Origin of the sequence: Klebsiella sp. JN_Kp122, from assembly GCF_040062085.1 — a bacterium.
Lineage (GTDB): Bacteria > Pseudomonadota > Gammaproteobacteria > Enterobacterales > Enterobacteriaceae > Klebsiella > Klebsiella aerogenes.
Map to the genome: position 1 here is coordinate 201,017 of NZ_JBEAHW010000001.1, position 13,339 is coordinate 214,355.

The window sequence follows — 13,339 nt, forward strand, 5'->3', positions numbered from 1 at the left end:
CGATGAATGCCTCATCCAGCGGAAAGAGGCCCGTTGGATGTGGCATTGATTACCCGGTTTTTGGGATTGAGGTTATTCATCGTGCTGATGAATATTACAGCACCGCTACGTACTTAATACCGTTATTGTTCTGTTTTAGCCTTTCCAGCGCCTGTGGGATCTCGTCGAAACTGACGCTTTCTATCGGCGGCATCATCAGTTCGCCGCGGCCAATTTGCTGCAGCATGTTTTCCCCGGCCTGACGTAATCGACTCCACTGCCTCTGGGTACCGTAAGGATGGATTGCCGCCAGCGCGACCTCATGCAATGAGATACTGGTAGTAAACGCCGGTAGCGGCGCGTGCTCGAGCCGGTCTTGTATACAGACCAGATGGCCGTAGTAGCCGAGCAACCCGGCAAGCGAAAGGGCATTTTGCTGATTTACGGTATCGAAAGCGGCATACAGCGATTTACCCGCCAGCGCGCGTTTTAGCTCCTGCGGCCAGGAAGTATGGTGATAATCAAAGGCCTGAATCACCCCACGAGCCAGTAGTTTCGGGTGATGCGTGGCGCTGGCCGTGACGTAGACGTTAGCGCCGCTCTCAATCAGTAATTGGCTTAGCAGACTACCGGCAGCGCCGCCGGCGCCGCTGACCAGTACATTCTCGCCAGCCGGAAGGGGGATCTTTTGCGCTGCCTGCCACGCCGTCAGACCAGGGCATGGTAGCGCCGCAGCGGTGAGGTCGCTGATATGATCGGGAACTGCAATCACCGCCTGGGCGCTGACTAACGTATGGCGGGCAAAGCTACCGTCAAAACGAAGGTCGGTGTGATACATCACACGCGTGCCGGGACGAAGGTGGCGGGCGTTGCGGCCAACGGCGGTAATCACCCCCATACCGTCGACGCCGGGGATCTGATCCTCCTGCCAGGCGTCGGAGAGACCGGCCATCAGCTTCCAGTCGACCGGATTAAGACCAATGGCGCGGTTCTCGATCAGCACCTGATCGTCAGCGGGCGTGACTAATGTTTTCTCATGGCGTTCAAGCAGAAGCGGGGAGGCGTGCTTTTTCCACAGCCAGGCGTCGGTTTTTATCATTGTTTCTTCCTCTGGTGTTGGTGAGCTATCCATTTAAACAAAATCAGAACTCAAGATAATTCCATAATTAGCAATTATCTATTGCGATTAGTGCTGTTTATCGCAATAGCATTCCATGAAACACTTTGCTCATATTTTCAACGTGATACCGCACGGCGGTTGACGGAGTGACCCATGAGCATCGAAAAATTAACCCAGCAGCCGCTAACGATTGGCGTGGAACTGCCGCTGGACAATGACTGGTCGACAAGCGGACAGCTAAAACGGCAGCGCGACGGGCGACCGTTTGGCGTGCCGGATATGAGCGAGCACGCGCAGCGCATTAAACTGGCGGATACGCTCGGGTTTCGCGCTGCCTGGATCCGCGATGTTCCGCTGTACGATCCGCAGTTTGGCGATGCGGCTAACGTCTTTGAAGCCTTTACCTACCTCGGCTATTTATCGAGCCTGACGCAAAATATTTTGCTGGGCACGGCGGCGGTTGTGCTGCCGTTACGTCAGCCATGGCTGGTACGTAAAGCCGCCGCCACGGTGCAGGCGCTCAGCGGCGACCGGCTGCTACTGGGCATCGCCAGCGGCGACAGGCCGGTCGAATACCCGCTATTTGGTGAAGACTACGCCAGCCGCGGCGAGCGTTTCCGTCACGGCGTGAGCGTGCTGAAGGGCGAGACCGATCGTCAGCTGGAGCCGGGCCTGGAGTTGCTGCCAGCCAAACCGACCCCGCCGCTGCTGGTTGCTGGTTTGGCGCAACAAACGGCGCAATGGGTAGGCAGTAATATGGATGGCTGGCTTGCCTACCCTGGCCAGCCTGACGAGCACGTTAGCCGCGTCAAGCTGTGGCGCCGGGTAGCGGGCGAGAAACCCTATATCAGCTTTATCCACCTGGATCTGCAAGATGACGCCAATGCGCCGATTCAGCGCCATCGTTTCGGCATCAGCAGCGGCCGCCATGGTCTCATTCAGGAATTGAACGCGATGCGCGATGCCGGCGTGAACCATATCGGTCTGCATTTTCGTCGCAACCAGCGTCCGCTGGCCGAGACGATGCAGGAGATTGGCGAACTGGTGCTGCCGGCATTCCATTATTAAAGTACGCCGTCACCGCCGTCTGAACACCAGACCTGGCCGGAGGCATACGAGCAGGCATCAGAGGCGAGAGTCACATACAACGGGGCGATCTCAACGGGTTGCCCTGGCCGCCCCAGCGGCGTATCGCCGCCAAAGTTTTGCACTTTTTCCGCCGGCTGTCCGCCGCTTGACTGCAGCACCGTCCAGTACGGGCCGGGAGCGACCGCATTGACCCGGATCCCACGCGGCCCTAACTGCTTGGCCAGCGATTTGGTGAATGCCACCAGGCAGGCTTTGGTCTGGGCGTAATCCAGCAAAATAGGGCTCGGTTTAAAAGCCTGGACCGAAGAGGTGTTGATAATCACGCTTTGGGCTTTGAGGTGCGGCAGCGCGGCTTTGGTTATCCAGAACGGCGCATAGACGTTGGTTTTGAAGGTTGCATCGAAATCGGCGGTGGTGAGTTGCTCAATTTTTTCACAGTATTGCTGACGACCTGCATTGTTCACAACAATATCCAAACCGCCAAGACCGCTTACCGCTTTTTCCACAAGCGTTTCACAGAAGGATTCCACGCGAATATCGCCCGGTATCGCCACCGCCGTACGGCCTTCCGCTTTGATAAGCGCGATGACGGCGTCCGCATCGCTCTGTTCTTCCGGAAGATAGTTAATGGCAACATCCGCGCCTTCGCGGGCAAAGGCGATAGCCACGGCGCGACCAATACCGGAGTCTCCGCCGGTAATCAGCGCTTTCTTACCCTGTAGCCGTCCTGACCCGCTGTAGCTGACTTCACCATGATCCGGTGTGGGTTCCATTTCGGCGGCCAGGCCGGGAGGCGTTTGCGGTTGATCGGGGAAAGGGGGTTGTGGCCAATGGTTGGTACGCAGTTTGTCATTATCCATAGCAATCTCCTTCACAGAAAAGAGTAATGATAGAAGGTATGCGGACGCTACGATAAATGTAAATCCCTGCCCAATGGACATATTCCCGCTTTTCCTTAGCCAACTTACTGATATAAGGCGATTTATATATAACCTTTCGCTGGGTTATTTTTCAGATTATTCAGCGAAATATTTAAAAACAGAATATTTAACTTTATTTACAGTTCTATTTTCTCATGCTCAATTCGTGGTGATTTTTGGTCTCGCCGTCGCGTTTATTTCTTCTGGTTAATATGATCTTAGCGATGGTCTGGTTATTTTTTCCGCTCCGCTATTTATTTTTTAATTAATTTCATAGCAACTGTTAATATATTTTATTTAATTTGCATTTTTCACTTATTGCTCCAGACTTAATTCTCGACGGCGATGATTTAGAGCGTTAAATCATCTTTTACTAACCAAGCTAAAAGGTAAACGTTATGGCAGAACACAGAGGTGGTTCAGGTAATTTTGCAGAAGACCGGGAAAAAGCATCTGAAGCCGGACGTAAAGGCGGACAGCACAGCGGCGGGAATTTTAAAAATGACCCGGAACGTGCATCCGAAGCCGGTAAAAAAGGCGGTAAAAACAGCCATGGCGGCGGCCGTAAATCCGGTGATAGCTAGCTTGTGAATATAAGTGATTTGATCTGGTAACTGCTGTTAAAAATACCCTGCGGGTCATCCGACCCGCAGTTTTTAAAAGGTGTGACTTATGAAAATACAAACCATTGAAGATATTTTTATTCATTTATTATCGGATACCTACAGCGCGGAAAAACAGTTAACCCGCGCGCTGGCTAAACTATCCCGCGCCAGCGCATGTGAAGAGCTACAAACGGCATTCAGCGCTCACCTTGAGGAAACACAGGGCCATATAGAACGTATTGATAAGCTCCTTGAACAAAATGATCAAATTCGCCTGAAACGGATGAAGTGTGTGGCGATGGAAGGGCTTATCGAAGAGGCCAACGAAGTGATCGAAGCGACGGAAAAGAACGAGATCCGCGATGCTGCGCTGATAGCCGCCGCGCAGAAAGTTGAACACTATGAAATTGCGGCCTACGGTACGCTGTGTACGCTGGCAGAGCAGCTCGGCTATAAAGCCGCGGTGAAATTGCTGGCGGAAACGCTGGAAGAAGAAAAAGACGCTGATATGAAATTAACGGACATCGCCGTTGGACACGTCAATCAGGATGCCCAACAGTCCGCTTAATCCTATCTAAGGCATCAGGCAAAAAAATGAGTCTTAGTCCGGTTGTAATAAAAAGGTGTCATCTCGTCGCGGCGATAATGTGGTTTGTACTGGCTATACCGTCGGTAATATGGTGGAAAGACAGTGTCCTGTGGGTCATCATTATTAGTATTTATGCAAATATTGTCGGCCACTTATCAGGGTATAGCGCAGCACGAGCCGACCAGGCCGCAGAAGAAAATGAAGATAAGGCTGAAGAGTAATTATCTTTTTATAAAGAGGTTGTTATGACTGATATTGAAAACTATCACGATTGGTTGCGTGACGCGCACGCTATGGAAAAGCAGGCCGAATCGATGCTTGAATCGATGGTCAAACGCATCGACAGCTACCCGGAATTATGCACCCGCCTTGAGCAGCATCTTTTTGAAACCCGTCGGCAAATTACCGTACTGGATGATATTATTGCGCGCAATAATATTTCCCGCTCGGTTCTTAAAGACTCAATGAGTAAAATCGCCGCGATGGGACAATCTATTGGTGGAATGTTTCCACAAGATGAAGTAGTCAAAGGTGTGATCAGCGGTTACGTTTTCGAGCAGTTTGAGGTCGCCTGTTATACCTCCTTATTAACCGCCGCGCAAAAGGTCAACGATCATGATTCGATTGCGGATTTAGAAAGTATTTTGGCGGAAGAGAGAGGTATGGCCGAATGGTTGCTGCAACATATTCCGGATATTACGGAGCAATATATTATCCGCTCTGAAACGCCGGGTTTTGATGCTAAGCGTTAGCGGTAAAAGGTCTGTAAATGATTCGTCTCCTTGCTATCTTGTCGCGTATTAACGATAGCGCGCCGCCGCTAACGGCAGCAGGGCGGAATATTACGTTAGAGATAAATTTTGACGCGCACTGTCAGTGTCCGTCGTTGACCCCGAGGCAGCGAATGATGGTAGATAAACTTGCCACACGTCCGAAGCCTGCGCAGAGAAAATAAGAGCTTATACCTCGGGTATGTTTCTGGCGCTCGTGATGTTCTACTGATACGAGGGGGAATAATGCCTCGCCAACCGTGGTTTCAAAACGCTGTAATTTATCAGGTTGATACCTCGCTGTTTTATGATGCCAATGGTGATGGCTGTGGCGATCTGGCCGGAATAAGGCAAAAACTCTATTACTTACGTAGCTTTGGGGTGACGGTATTGTGGTTAACCCCCTTTTATCTGACGCCATTTCTCGATGACGGTTACGACGTGCAGGATCATCTGCAGCCCGATCCGCGTTTTGGGCAAATCCGTGACGTTATTCAACTGATTGATGACGCGCGGGAACTGGGGATACGCGTAATCATCGAGTTGGTTATCCAGCATACCTCTTCGCAACACCCCTGGTTTCTGGAGGCGCGTAAAAACAGACATTCTCCTTTCCGGCCATATTATCTCTGGGCCGATTCGCCGCCCGAACAGGACGACCCGCCAATGTTTCCCGGTGTCGAAAAGAGCGTCTGGCGCTGGGATCAACAGGCGGGACAGTATTATCGTCACATGTTCTATCGCCACGAGCCGGATCTCAATCTGGTGCACCCTCCGGTGATAGACGAAATTGACAATATTGTGCGTTTTTGGCTACGCGTTGGGGTGAGCGGTTTTCGGCTAGACGCCGCCTCACACCTGGTTAAACAAGCCGGAAATGGCGACGAAGAGCAGGGGTACTGGATATTGGCCCATCTTCGGCAACTGGTTGAACAGACCAATCCTGAAGCCATTCTGCTCGGTGAAGTTGACGTGGCAGTGAACGATTACCGTCACTATTTCGGCCACAGCGATCGCCTGCAACTGGTGCTTAATTTCTGGCTGAACAAATTTTTTTACGTCAGCCTCGCCCGGCAGAGTGCGAAGCCGCTCGTTAGCGCGCTGCAAGCGATGATTAAGCCGCCGCCCGGTTGCTGTTTTGCTAACTGGTTACGTAATCACGATGAGCTCGACCTGGAGGGTATTGAGGACGCAGACCGGCAGTTTGTGCTGCGCTGTTTCGCCCCCAAGAAGTCGATGTCAGTCTATCAACGTGGCATTCGCCGCCGCCTGGCGCCGATGCTGGAGGGCAATATCCGTCGGCTGGCGCTTAGCCATGCGGTGTTACTGTCGCTGCCTGGCGTGCCTGTGATGCGCTATGGCGATGAAATCGGTATGGGCGAGGATCTGTCGCTGAAAGAGCGTTATGCCGTGAGGACGCCCATGCAGTGGTCAGCCGGGGTCAATGGGGGCTTTTCCACCGCCGCGGCGGAAAAATTACTCGTCAGGCCGGTTGCCAGCGGCCCCTGGCGATATCAGCAGGTCAACGTCGAACTGGCGTTGCGTCAACGCCACTCGTTGCTGCAGCGAGTGCGGCAGATGGTTCAACTGCGCGCCGAATACCATGAGCCGGGGGCCACCCCCTTTGAGCTGGTATCCGGCGTGCCGCCATCGGTGTTAGCGCTGCGCTACCGCAGTCAATCTCGCGATCTGATGATGCTGGCGAACTTCAGCGAACGCCCGATAGAGGTACGATTGCCGCGTCAGGAGACAGGTTACTGGTCCTGCGTGCTGGAGGACCGCCGTTATCGCGATAGCCTTACCGGCGGCAAGGTCTGCCGGTTACAGCTTGCCGATTATGGTTATCGCTGGTTTAGCCGCCAGCACGATTAACGGCGCTTGCGCGGGCGGCGTAGTAGTCCGCGTAATATCATCAGTCCAAATGCGATCCCAACGCCGGAGGCGACTTTACCAGGCAAATCGGCGCTGACGTTAAATGAGCGCTGGCGAGCGCCAGCGCTAAATGTCCCGCGGGTGCTGTGCTCGCCCCGCACGGCAGAATAGAGATCGTCTGGCTTTTCGCTACGTTTCGCTTGCGCTGTCAGCTGACCTTCCCAGGCTTTGTTAACCATCAGGCGGTCGAGTAGTGAAGGGAAGAAAAATTGGCCAACGATGGATTGAATGGTGCTTTTACCTACCCACAACTCGCGAACGGGGCGCTGAACGACGCTAAAAATCGCCTCTGCCGCCACCTCCGGCTGATAAACCGGGGGAACGGGCTGCATCTCTTTATCCATTTTATTTCTTGCCCAACCAAACTGCGTCGTATTCATTCCCGGCAGTTGGACCATGGTTAATTGGATCCGGCTGCGTTGATACATCAGTTCGGTTCGCACAGCATCGGTAAATCCGCGAATCGCCGCCTTCGCGCCGCAATACGCCGATTGCAACGGGATGGAGCGCCAGGCAAGCGCGGAGCCCACCTGGATTATTATCCCGCGGTTTCTGGGGCTCATCACTTCCAACGCGGCGCGTGTGCCGTTGACATAACCTAAATAGGTCACCTCCGTCACGCGGCGAAATTCCTCATCACTCATCAAATGGAAGGGCGCTAACACCGTGGTCATGGCATTATTGATCGGCGCCGAGCTGGGTTTCGATTTCCGCCGCGGCCTGCCGCAGCGAACGGGCATCAGCGACGTCAGCGCTGATAACCTGCGTCCGGACGCCGTACTGTCGACATGCGTTTTCGGCCTCCTGTAGCCCACTTTCATCGCGCGCAATAATCGCCACATCATAGCCTGCCTTAGCAAAACGTAGCACCGTCGCTTTACCGGCGCCCGCGCTGCCGCCGGTGATAACCATTACCGCCATAGTCGCCTCAATTGGTCTGAACATGGCATTTCGCCATGGTGTATTGGTCACTGAGTACTTGAGTATTATTGATTCATTGCTGGCCGGTGGTCGGAAATATCCGAGAGTACTTATTATGGCTAACAAACGACATTATTTATTATGGCAATGGCCAAATTTCATGGTAACGCTACAATTTATAATTCAATGCCGCAAAGTTGGAGGTGGTATGTATATTAATCATGTTACTGAAAAAGAAGAGGACGACCCGACACGGGCTCCTGAGTCAGGCGATAAACAACCGGAACGCGATAAGTAACGTCTCTACGCTTCGGTCGGAATAATTGAAATCTGGCCATTACGTTCGAGGATCGCAAATTTAATCTTCTCAAGTTGATATATACCATGGTGCTGTCGCGCGGCGAGCAATATGTCATCCACAGAGATATTGACCATTTTCATTTTATCGTCAGCGACAACACCATTTTCTACGACGATCGTCGGCGAACCATCAAGATAATTCTCAGCCTGCGAAAAGCGCTTCTTTATATAGCCAAATAAAATATCCACGCTGACCAGCGTGACAATAGTCAGCATTGAACCGGTAACAGAATAGTCGGTGCTGAGCATGGCCTGCTGGGTGGCCTCACTGATAATCAACAGTAAAATCAGATCAAAACTGGTGAGTTGCATAAGCGTTCTTCTACCAGCAACTTTAAATATAATCAATAAGATAAGATAGATTGCGACGGCTCTGAGCACCATTTCCATCGTTGTGACTCCTAAGGAAAGACAAATTGGCTAAAGGTGACGGCAGGTTGCCGGTTCGCCTGTAGTGTCGTGGAAAGTTTGCCAAATGTTTTTGGCGTGATAGATAACCACAGCGAGAGCGGCGCGCCACTGCTATTTTCATTGTAAACCAGTATCAGATGACCGTTAGCGCTGTACATTTTATCGGGCTGCGGTCGAATATCACCAATTTGGTAATGGCTTAATAACGTGGGTGAAAAATCCACTGAGGTATGAGCGAGGCCACTGTTTTTTATCTGAACATTGACTTCGGTTTCGCTCATTAGCCTGGCAAAACGGTCATAGTCTACCGTTAACGATGAAGCGGAATTCTCATGATGGGCGGAGCTCAGGAAGCCAGATGAAAATAAACCGCATAATGCAGCAATGATAATAATGGCGAGAAAAACCACCCCATAGCGCCGGAAGTTATACTCGAAGCGTAACGCCTGTAGATTCTCGTTTATCTCTGGCGGATCCTGTTGATTATTGTCCATCTTTCGGCTCCAGCATGATGTTTATATTTAACGATACGATAGCGACGTTGTTATTTTAGCTGATATCAGAATTATTGACGTTGTTAAAATCGCTATCCGCGGCCAGACTTTAATAACAGTCATGCTGACATAAAAGGTGAAATAATGAGGAAAAAGCTAATCGCGACACTCTGTTTGTTACTCACCGCTGGCGTCTGGGCTGAAGAGAAGGGCGGTTTTAAAAACGATGCCGCACCGCCGCCGCCGCACCAGCTGGACGACGGCTATCGCGGTATGGAGGATGGCCGGATTATGACCATTGAGCAGGCGAAAACCATGCACGACGGCGCGACTATTTCCCTGCGCGGCAATGTGATTAAGCATGAAGGCGACGACCGTTATCTGTTCCGTGATAAAACTGGCACCATTGCGGCCATTATTCCGGCAGCCGTTTTTGATGGTCAGGACATCAAGCCAGACAAACTGGTGAGCATCAACGGAAGCCTGGATAGTAAAATGACGCCGCCGCTGGTGCGGGTTGATAAGCTGCGCAAACAAGCGCCCAATTAACCGGAGAGCCTGAGTATGAGCAGAGCGCATCACCATGAACTCGATAAACGCGGTAAACACCCGGCGCGAGAAGAGCCGGGTAAACACGGCGAGATCCCGCGGAAACGGGATGATAGCGACGATCACCGAAGCGATCCCTATCATCCGACGGAAAACGCCAAAGCGGTATGTTTCTGCTGAGGGTAATGAAACCCCGCGCCGCGCGCGGGGTTAGCGTTTACTCACGTAGCGCGTTTCGCCAGTCAGCGATCAGGTCTTGCGGATCTTCAATACCTACCGAGAGTCGAATCAACTGCGGCGTTATGCCATTCGCCAGCCGCTGTTCCAGCGGAATGGAGGCGTGCGTCATGCTGAATGGCTGGCTCACCAGGCTTTCCACACCCCCCAGGCTTTCCGCCAGGGTAAATAACCGTAGTTTTTTGATGATGCGCCCGGCGTAGTCATCATCTCCTTTGACCACAACGGAAATCATACCGCCTGGCAGGGCCATCTGTCGGCGGGCCAGATCGTGATGGGGATGGCTGGCGAGCCAGGGGAACCACACTTTCTCGACCTGCGGCTGCTGCTCCAGCCATTCCGCCAGCAGCAGAGCGTTGCTGCTATGACGTTCCACCCGTAGAGCCAGGGTGCGAATGCCGCGCAGCGTCAGGAAGCTGCTGAATGGGTCAAGTACGCCGCCGACGGCGTTTTGCAGATAGCCCAACTTCTCGGCCAGCGTCGGATTGTCGCCAACCACCGCCAACCCGGCGACGACATCCGAATGACCGTTGAGATATTTGGTCGCTGAATGCACCACGATATCAAAGCCCAGTTCGATAGGGCGATGGATGATCGGTGAGGCAAAGGTATTATCGGTGACGCTGATAATGTTATGTCGACGGGCAATCTCGGCAATGGCCGCAAGATCCGCCAGCTTGAGTAACGGATTGGTCGGCGTTTCCACCCAAATCATCCGCGTATCAGGGCGGATCGCGGCTTCGATGCCTGCCAGATCGTCAGGTTTGACCCAGGTCACTTGCAGACCGGCGCTACGACGGCGAACATTTTCAATCAGCCGGTATGTGCCGCCATAGACATCATCTACCGCCACCAGATGGCTATCCTTATCCAGCAGTTCCAGTACCGTGGAAATGGCCGCGAGGCCTGAAGCAAAAGCAAAACCCCGGCTACCGCTTTCCAGCTCTGCAATGGCCGTTTCCAGCGCGTGGCGGGTCGGATTGCCGCTACGCGAATATTCATAGCCGGTATGCTGGCCCGGCGCGGGCTGGGCAAAGGTAGAGGTGGCGTAAATTGGTGGCATCACCGCGCCATGCTGGTCGTTAAAAATGCCGCTATGGACGCTGAGCGTCTGTAAATTTTTCATGTTCGTTCCTTATTGTTCCAGTCGGTTACGCCAGGTGGTCAGGACGTCGCTACGGGTAATCAGGCCGATAAACCGATCGTTATCGGTAACGACCACGACATGTCCACGGTCGAAGATATCTTTAAGCGCGCTTTCCGGGGCGTGCTTATCCAGGGTTTCGACATGGCGGGTCATCGCCTCTCTGACCGGTAGCGCGAAACGCCGGCTGTCGCCCTGGACGTGGCTTATCAGATCCCATTCATCGACGATGCCAACCACGTGGCCGTTTTCCAGCACCGGCAGCTGGGAGAAATCGTACAGGCGCATACGAGCAAGGACGGCAGCCAGCGTATCGTCGGGCGCGGCGGTGACGGTTGCGCCTTCGTCATGACGCAGGGCAATAAAATCGCTAAGATCGCCGCGCGTCGGACGGCTTAGCAGACCTTGCTGGCGCATCCAGTCATCGTTGAACATTTTCGACAGGTATTTGTTGCCGCTATCGCAGGCGAAGGTCACCACCCGTTTAGCGGTGGACTGCGCCTGGCAGTATCGCAGGGCTGCTGTCAGCAGGGTGCCCGTTGACGATCCGGCGAGGATACCTTCCACCTGCAGCAGCTGCCGGGCGGTGGCGAACGCTTCACGATCGGTCACGCGCCACGCTTTGCGTACTTTCTCCAGATGGGCGAGCGGGGGAATAAAATCTTCGCCGATCCCCTCCACCAGCCAGGAGCCGGTTTCACCGTATTGCCCGGTCTCTACCTGATCCGCCAGAATCGATCCCGCAGGATCGGCAAGAATAAATTCGGTTTTCGGCGAATGTTCCGCAAACCATGCCTGCAAACCACCCAGGGTACCGCCTGAGCCGACACCAACCACCACGGCGTCAATGTCGCCATCGAGTTGCTCAAACAGCTCCGGCGCGGTAGTGGTGGCATGAGCCAACGGGTTGGCTTCATTATTGAACTGGTCAATATAAAACGCGCCCGGCGTTTCATCCGCCAGACGGCGGGCGTAGTCCTGATAATAGGCGGGATGACCTTTGTTGACGTCCGAGCGGGTTAACTGCACGGTGGCGCCCAGCGCACGCAGATGGAAAATTTTCTCGCGGCTCATTTTGTCCGGCACCACCAGGATCAGTTTGTAGCCTTTCTGCGCGGCAATCAGCGCCAGCCCCAACCCGGTATTACCGGCGGTGGCTTCAATGATGGTGCCGCCGGGGCGCAGTTTTCCCTGGCGCTCGGCTTCATTAATCATCGACAACGCCACGCGATCCTTTATCGAACCGCCGGGGTTTTGGTTTTCCAGTTTCAGGAACAGGCTGCACGGGCCGGTATCCAGTTTATGCAGTTGTAACAGTGGGGTATAACCAATCAGGTCGCTTACAGAGTGAAAGAGTGACATAACCATTTACCCATTCGTATCGAGATAGCTGAATGGTAGAACTGTAAAAACGGCATTTTAAAGAACATAAATCTGCCGTTTAGCGCAAAATGGAATATAAGATGCTTTTTAGCCATCCAGAAGGAAAGCAGGTTATCCGCCCGGGCGTATCGATTGCTGGAATAACGGTTTTTTGTCTTGTTTTTAAGCAAATTAGCCGCTGGCGTTGGCTGGTCTATGCATTTTCCGGCAAAGCATTACTGAAAATTATCGATAGCTTGACTCTCCAGGCATAGCGATTATAAATAAATTGACTCTGCCGATACGGCAAGGCTATGACCGTCACTGGCTTACCACCTGGACCGATAAGGGAATACTGATGAAACTGTGGAATAAAACGCTGATTACCTCTGCATTATGCCTGGCGTTGTTTGGCTGCGATGACTCATCGAAAGTCGACAATAAACTGGATCAGGCCAAAGATAACGCGGAACAAATTAAAGATGCGGCTGCCGATAAAGCGCGGGCCATTAAGCAAGAAGCGGATAAGCAGATCGACGACATCAAAACGCAGGCCAATAATGAAGCGGATAGCCTGAAAACCCAGGCCAGCAGTATTAAATCTGAAGCCGACAAGAAGGCCGACGCGATTGCCCAGGATGCGAAAAATAAAGCGGATGCGGTAAAACAGGATGCGCAGCAAAAAAGCGATGCGATCATGAAAGAGGCGGGAAAAATTAAAGATAACGCTATCGTTGAAGCCAACCAGCTTTCCGCCGATGCCGCCAATAAAACCAAAGAAATAAAAGAGAGTATCGCGCCGGAGCAAGCGCCAGCACAGCAGGCGCCGGCCGGCCAACAGTAAATATTTGAGTGCT

At 52.8% G+C, this 13,339-nt stretch carries 19 protein-coding genes; 11 read left to right on the top strand and 8 right to left on the bottom strand.

Annotated elements, in window-relative coordinates; genetic code table 11:
* Positions 1 to 94: 94 nt before the first annotated feature.
* Positions 95 to 1,078 carry a zinc-binding dehydrogenase gene (locus ABLU78_RS00990; protein ID WP_052765797.1) on the bottom strand — a complete coding sequence of 328 codons (984 nt, stop codon included), beginning with the start codon at positions 1,076 to 1,078 and terminating at the stop codon, positions 95 to 97.
* Between the two features lie 174 nt (positions 1,079 to 1,252).
* On the opposite strand from ABLU78_RS00990, the gene ABLU78_RS00995 reads away from it, so the two are divergent.
* Positions 1,253 to 2,167, top strand: coding sequence for a TIGR03571 family LLM class oxidoreductase (locus ABLU78_RS00995; protein WP_042897535.1), 915 nt, complete (start codon positions 1,253 to 1,255; stop codon positions 2,165 to 2,167).
* Here ABLU78_RS00995 and ABLU78_RS01000 read toward each other — a convergent pair.
* On the bottom strand, positions 2,164 to 3,048 hold the full coding sequence (locus ABLU78_RS01000) for an SDR family oxidoreductase (protein ID WP_015366683.1): 885 nt from the start codon (positions 3,046 to 3,048) through the stop codon (positions 2,164 to 2,166). The genes ABLU78_RS00995 and ABLU78_RS01000 overlap by 4 nt on opposite strands.
* A gap of 458 nt (positions 3,049 to 3,506) precedes the next feature.
* On the opposite strand from ABLU78_RS01000, the gene ABLU78_RS01005 reads away from it, so the two are divergent.
* The 5 genes from ABLU78_RS01005 (at position 3,507) to ABLU78_RS01025 (ending at position 6,944) form a co-directional block, all read left to right on the top strand.
* Entirely contained in the window at positions 3,507 to 3,692 is a 186-nt protein-coding gene (locus tag ABLU78_RS01005) for a general stress protein (RefSeq protein ID WP_004143718.1), read from the top strand.
* An 88-nt stretch (positions 3,693 to 3,780) separates the two neighbouring features.
* A complete protein-coding gene (locus ABLU78_RS01010) occupies positions 3,781 to 4,281 on the top strand; it encodes a ferritin-like domain-containing protein (RefSeq protein WP_015366681.1) in 501 nt (166 codons plus the stop codon).
* A gap of 26 nt (positions 4,282 to 4,307) precedes the next feature.
* The gene (locus ABLU78_RS01015; protein WP_032705768.1) at positions 4,308 to 4,523 is read left to right on the top strand and encodes a hypothetical protein; all 216 of its coding nucleotides are present in this window, start codon (positions 4,308 to 4,310) and stop codon (positions 4,521 to 4,523) included.
* Positions 4,524 to 4,547: 24 nt separating this feature from the next.
* Positions 4,548 to 5,054 (top strand): DUF892 family protein, encoded by a 507-nt coding sequence (locus ABLU78_RS01020; RefSeq protein WP_015366679.1) that lies wholly within the window; start codon positions 4,548 to 4,550, stop codon positions 5,052 to 5,054.
* A gap of 264 nt (positions 5,055 to 5,318) precedes the next feature.
* On the top strand, positions 5,319 to 6,944 hold the full coding sequence (locus ABLU78_RS01025; RefSeq protein ID WP_048228736.1) for an alpha-amylase family protein: 1,626 nt from the start codon (positions 5,319 to 5,321) through the stop codon (positions 6,942 to 6,944).
* Here ABLU78_RS01025 and ABLU78_RS01030 read toward each other — a convergent pair.
* Together ABLU78_RS01030 and ABLU78_RS01035 are read right to left on the bottom strand one after the other, a co-directional pair.
* The gene (locus tag ABLU78_RS01030; protein ID WP_348819958.1) at positions 6,941 to 7,744 is read right to left on the bottom strand and encodes an SDR family oxidoreductase; all 804 of its coding nucleotides are present in this window, start codon (positions 7,742 to 7,744) and stop codon (positions 6,941 to 6,943) included. The two genes, ABLU78_RS01025 and ABLU78_RS01030, sit on opposite strands and share 4 nt — an antisense overlap.
* Entirely contained in the window at positions 7,683 to 7,949 is a 267-nt protein-coding gene (locus tag ABLU78_RS01035) for an SDR family NAD(P)-dependent oxidoreductase (RefSeq protein ID WP_348819960.1), read from the bottom strand. Before ABLU78_RS01035 ends, ABLU78_RS01030 begins: the two co-directional genes overlap by 62 nt.
* On the opposite strand from ABLU78_RS01035, the gene ABLU78_RS01040 reads away from it, so the two are divergent.
* Entirely contained in the window at positions 7,948 to 8,223 is a 276-nt protein-coding gene (locus ABLU78_RS01040) for a hypothetical protein (RefSeq protein ID WP_116328447.1), read from the top strand. The genes ABLU78_RS01035 and ABLU78_RS01040 overlap by 2 nt on opposite strands.
* A gap of 5 nt (positions 8,224 to 8,228) precedes the next feature.
* On the opposite strand, the gene ABLU78_RS01045 is transcribed toward ABLU78_RS01040, so the two are convergent.
* Both ABLU78_RS01045 and ABLU78_RS01050 read right to left on the bottom strand, forming a co-directional pair.
* On the bottom strand, positions 8,229 to 8,675 hold the full coding sequence (locus ABLU78_RS01045) for a YetF domain-containing protein (RefSeq protein ID WP_015366672.1): 447 nt from the start codon (positions 8,673 to 8,675) through the stop codon (positions 8,229 to 8,231).
* 11 nt (positions 8,676 to 8,686) lie between these two features.
* A complete protein-coding gene (locus ABLU78_RS01050; protein WP_020078893.1) occupies positions 8,687 to 9,190 on the bottom strand; it encodes a hypothetical protein in 504 nt (167 codons plus the stop codon).
* Positions 9,191 to 9,334: 144 nt separating this feature from the next.
* On the opposite strand from ABLU78_RS01050, the gene ABLU78_RS01055 reads away from it, so the two are divergent.
* Both ABLU78_RS01055 and ABLU78_RS01060 read left to right on the top strand, forming a co-directional pair.
* The gene (locus ABLU78_RS01055; protein ID WP_015366670.1) at positions 9,335 to 9,739 is read left to right on the top strand and encodes a YdeI family stress tolerance OB fold protein; all 405 of its coding nucleotides are present in this window, start codon (positions 9,335 to 9,337) and stop codon (positions 9,737 to 9,739) included.
* A gap of 15 nt (positions 9,740 to 9,754) precedes the next feature.
* Positions 9,755 to 9,919 carry a hypothetical protein gene (locus ABLU78_RS01060; protein WP_015705356.1) on the top strand — a complete coding sequence of 55 codons (165 nt, stop codon included), beginning with the start codon at positions 9,755 to 9,757 and terminating at the stop codon, positions 9,917 to 9,919.
* A 37-nt stretch (positions 9,920 to 9,956) separates the two neighbouring features.
* Here the strand turns inward: ABLU78_RS01060 and ABLU78_RS01065 are convergent, their stop codons facing one another.
* Together ABLU78_RS01065 and ABLU78_RS01070 are read right to left on the bottom strand one after the other, a co-directional pair.
* Positions 9,957 to 11,102 carry a PLP-dependent aspartate aminotransferase family protein gene (locus tag ABLU78_RS01065; RefSeq protein ID WP_015705357.1) on the bottom strand — a complete coding sequence of 382 codons (1,146 nt, stop codon included), beginning with the start codon at positions 11,100 to 11,102 and terminating at the stop codon, positions 9,957 to 9,959.
* A 9-nt stretch (positions 11,103 to 11,111) separates the two neighbouring features.
* Positions 11,112 to 12,488, bottom strand: a complete 1,377-nt coding sequence (locus ABLU78_RS01070) for a pyridoxal-phosphate dependent enzyme (RefSeq protein ID WP_162866910.1) — start codon at positions 12,486 to 12,488, stop codon at positions 11,112 to 11,114.
* Positions 12,489 to 12,583: 95 nt separating this feature from the next.
* Between ABLU78_RS01070 and ABLU78_RS01075 the strand changes: the two genes are divergently transcribed.
* Entirely contained in the window at positions 12,584 to 12,757 is a 174-nt protein-coding gene (locus ABLU78_RS01075; RefSeq protein ID WP_020078890.1) for a hypothetical protein, read from the top strand.
* An 83-nt stretch (positions 12,758 to 12,840) separates the two neighbouring features.
* Positions 12,841 to 13,326 carry a lipoprotein gene (locus tag ABLU78_RS01080; RefSeq protein ID WP_015366666.1) on the top strand — a complete coding sequence of 162 codons (486 nt, stop codon included), beginning with the start codon at positions 12,841 to 12,843 and terminating at the stop codon, positions 13,324 to 13,326.
* Positions 13,327 to 13,339 lie beyond the last annotated feature (13 nt).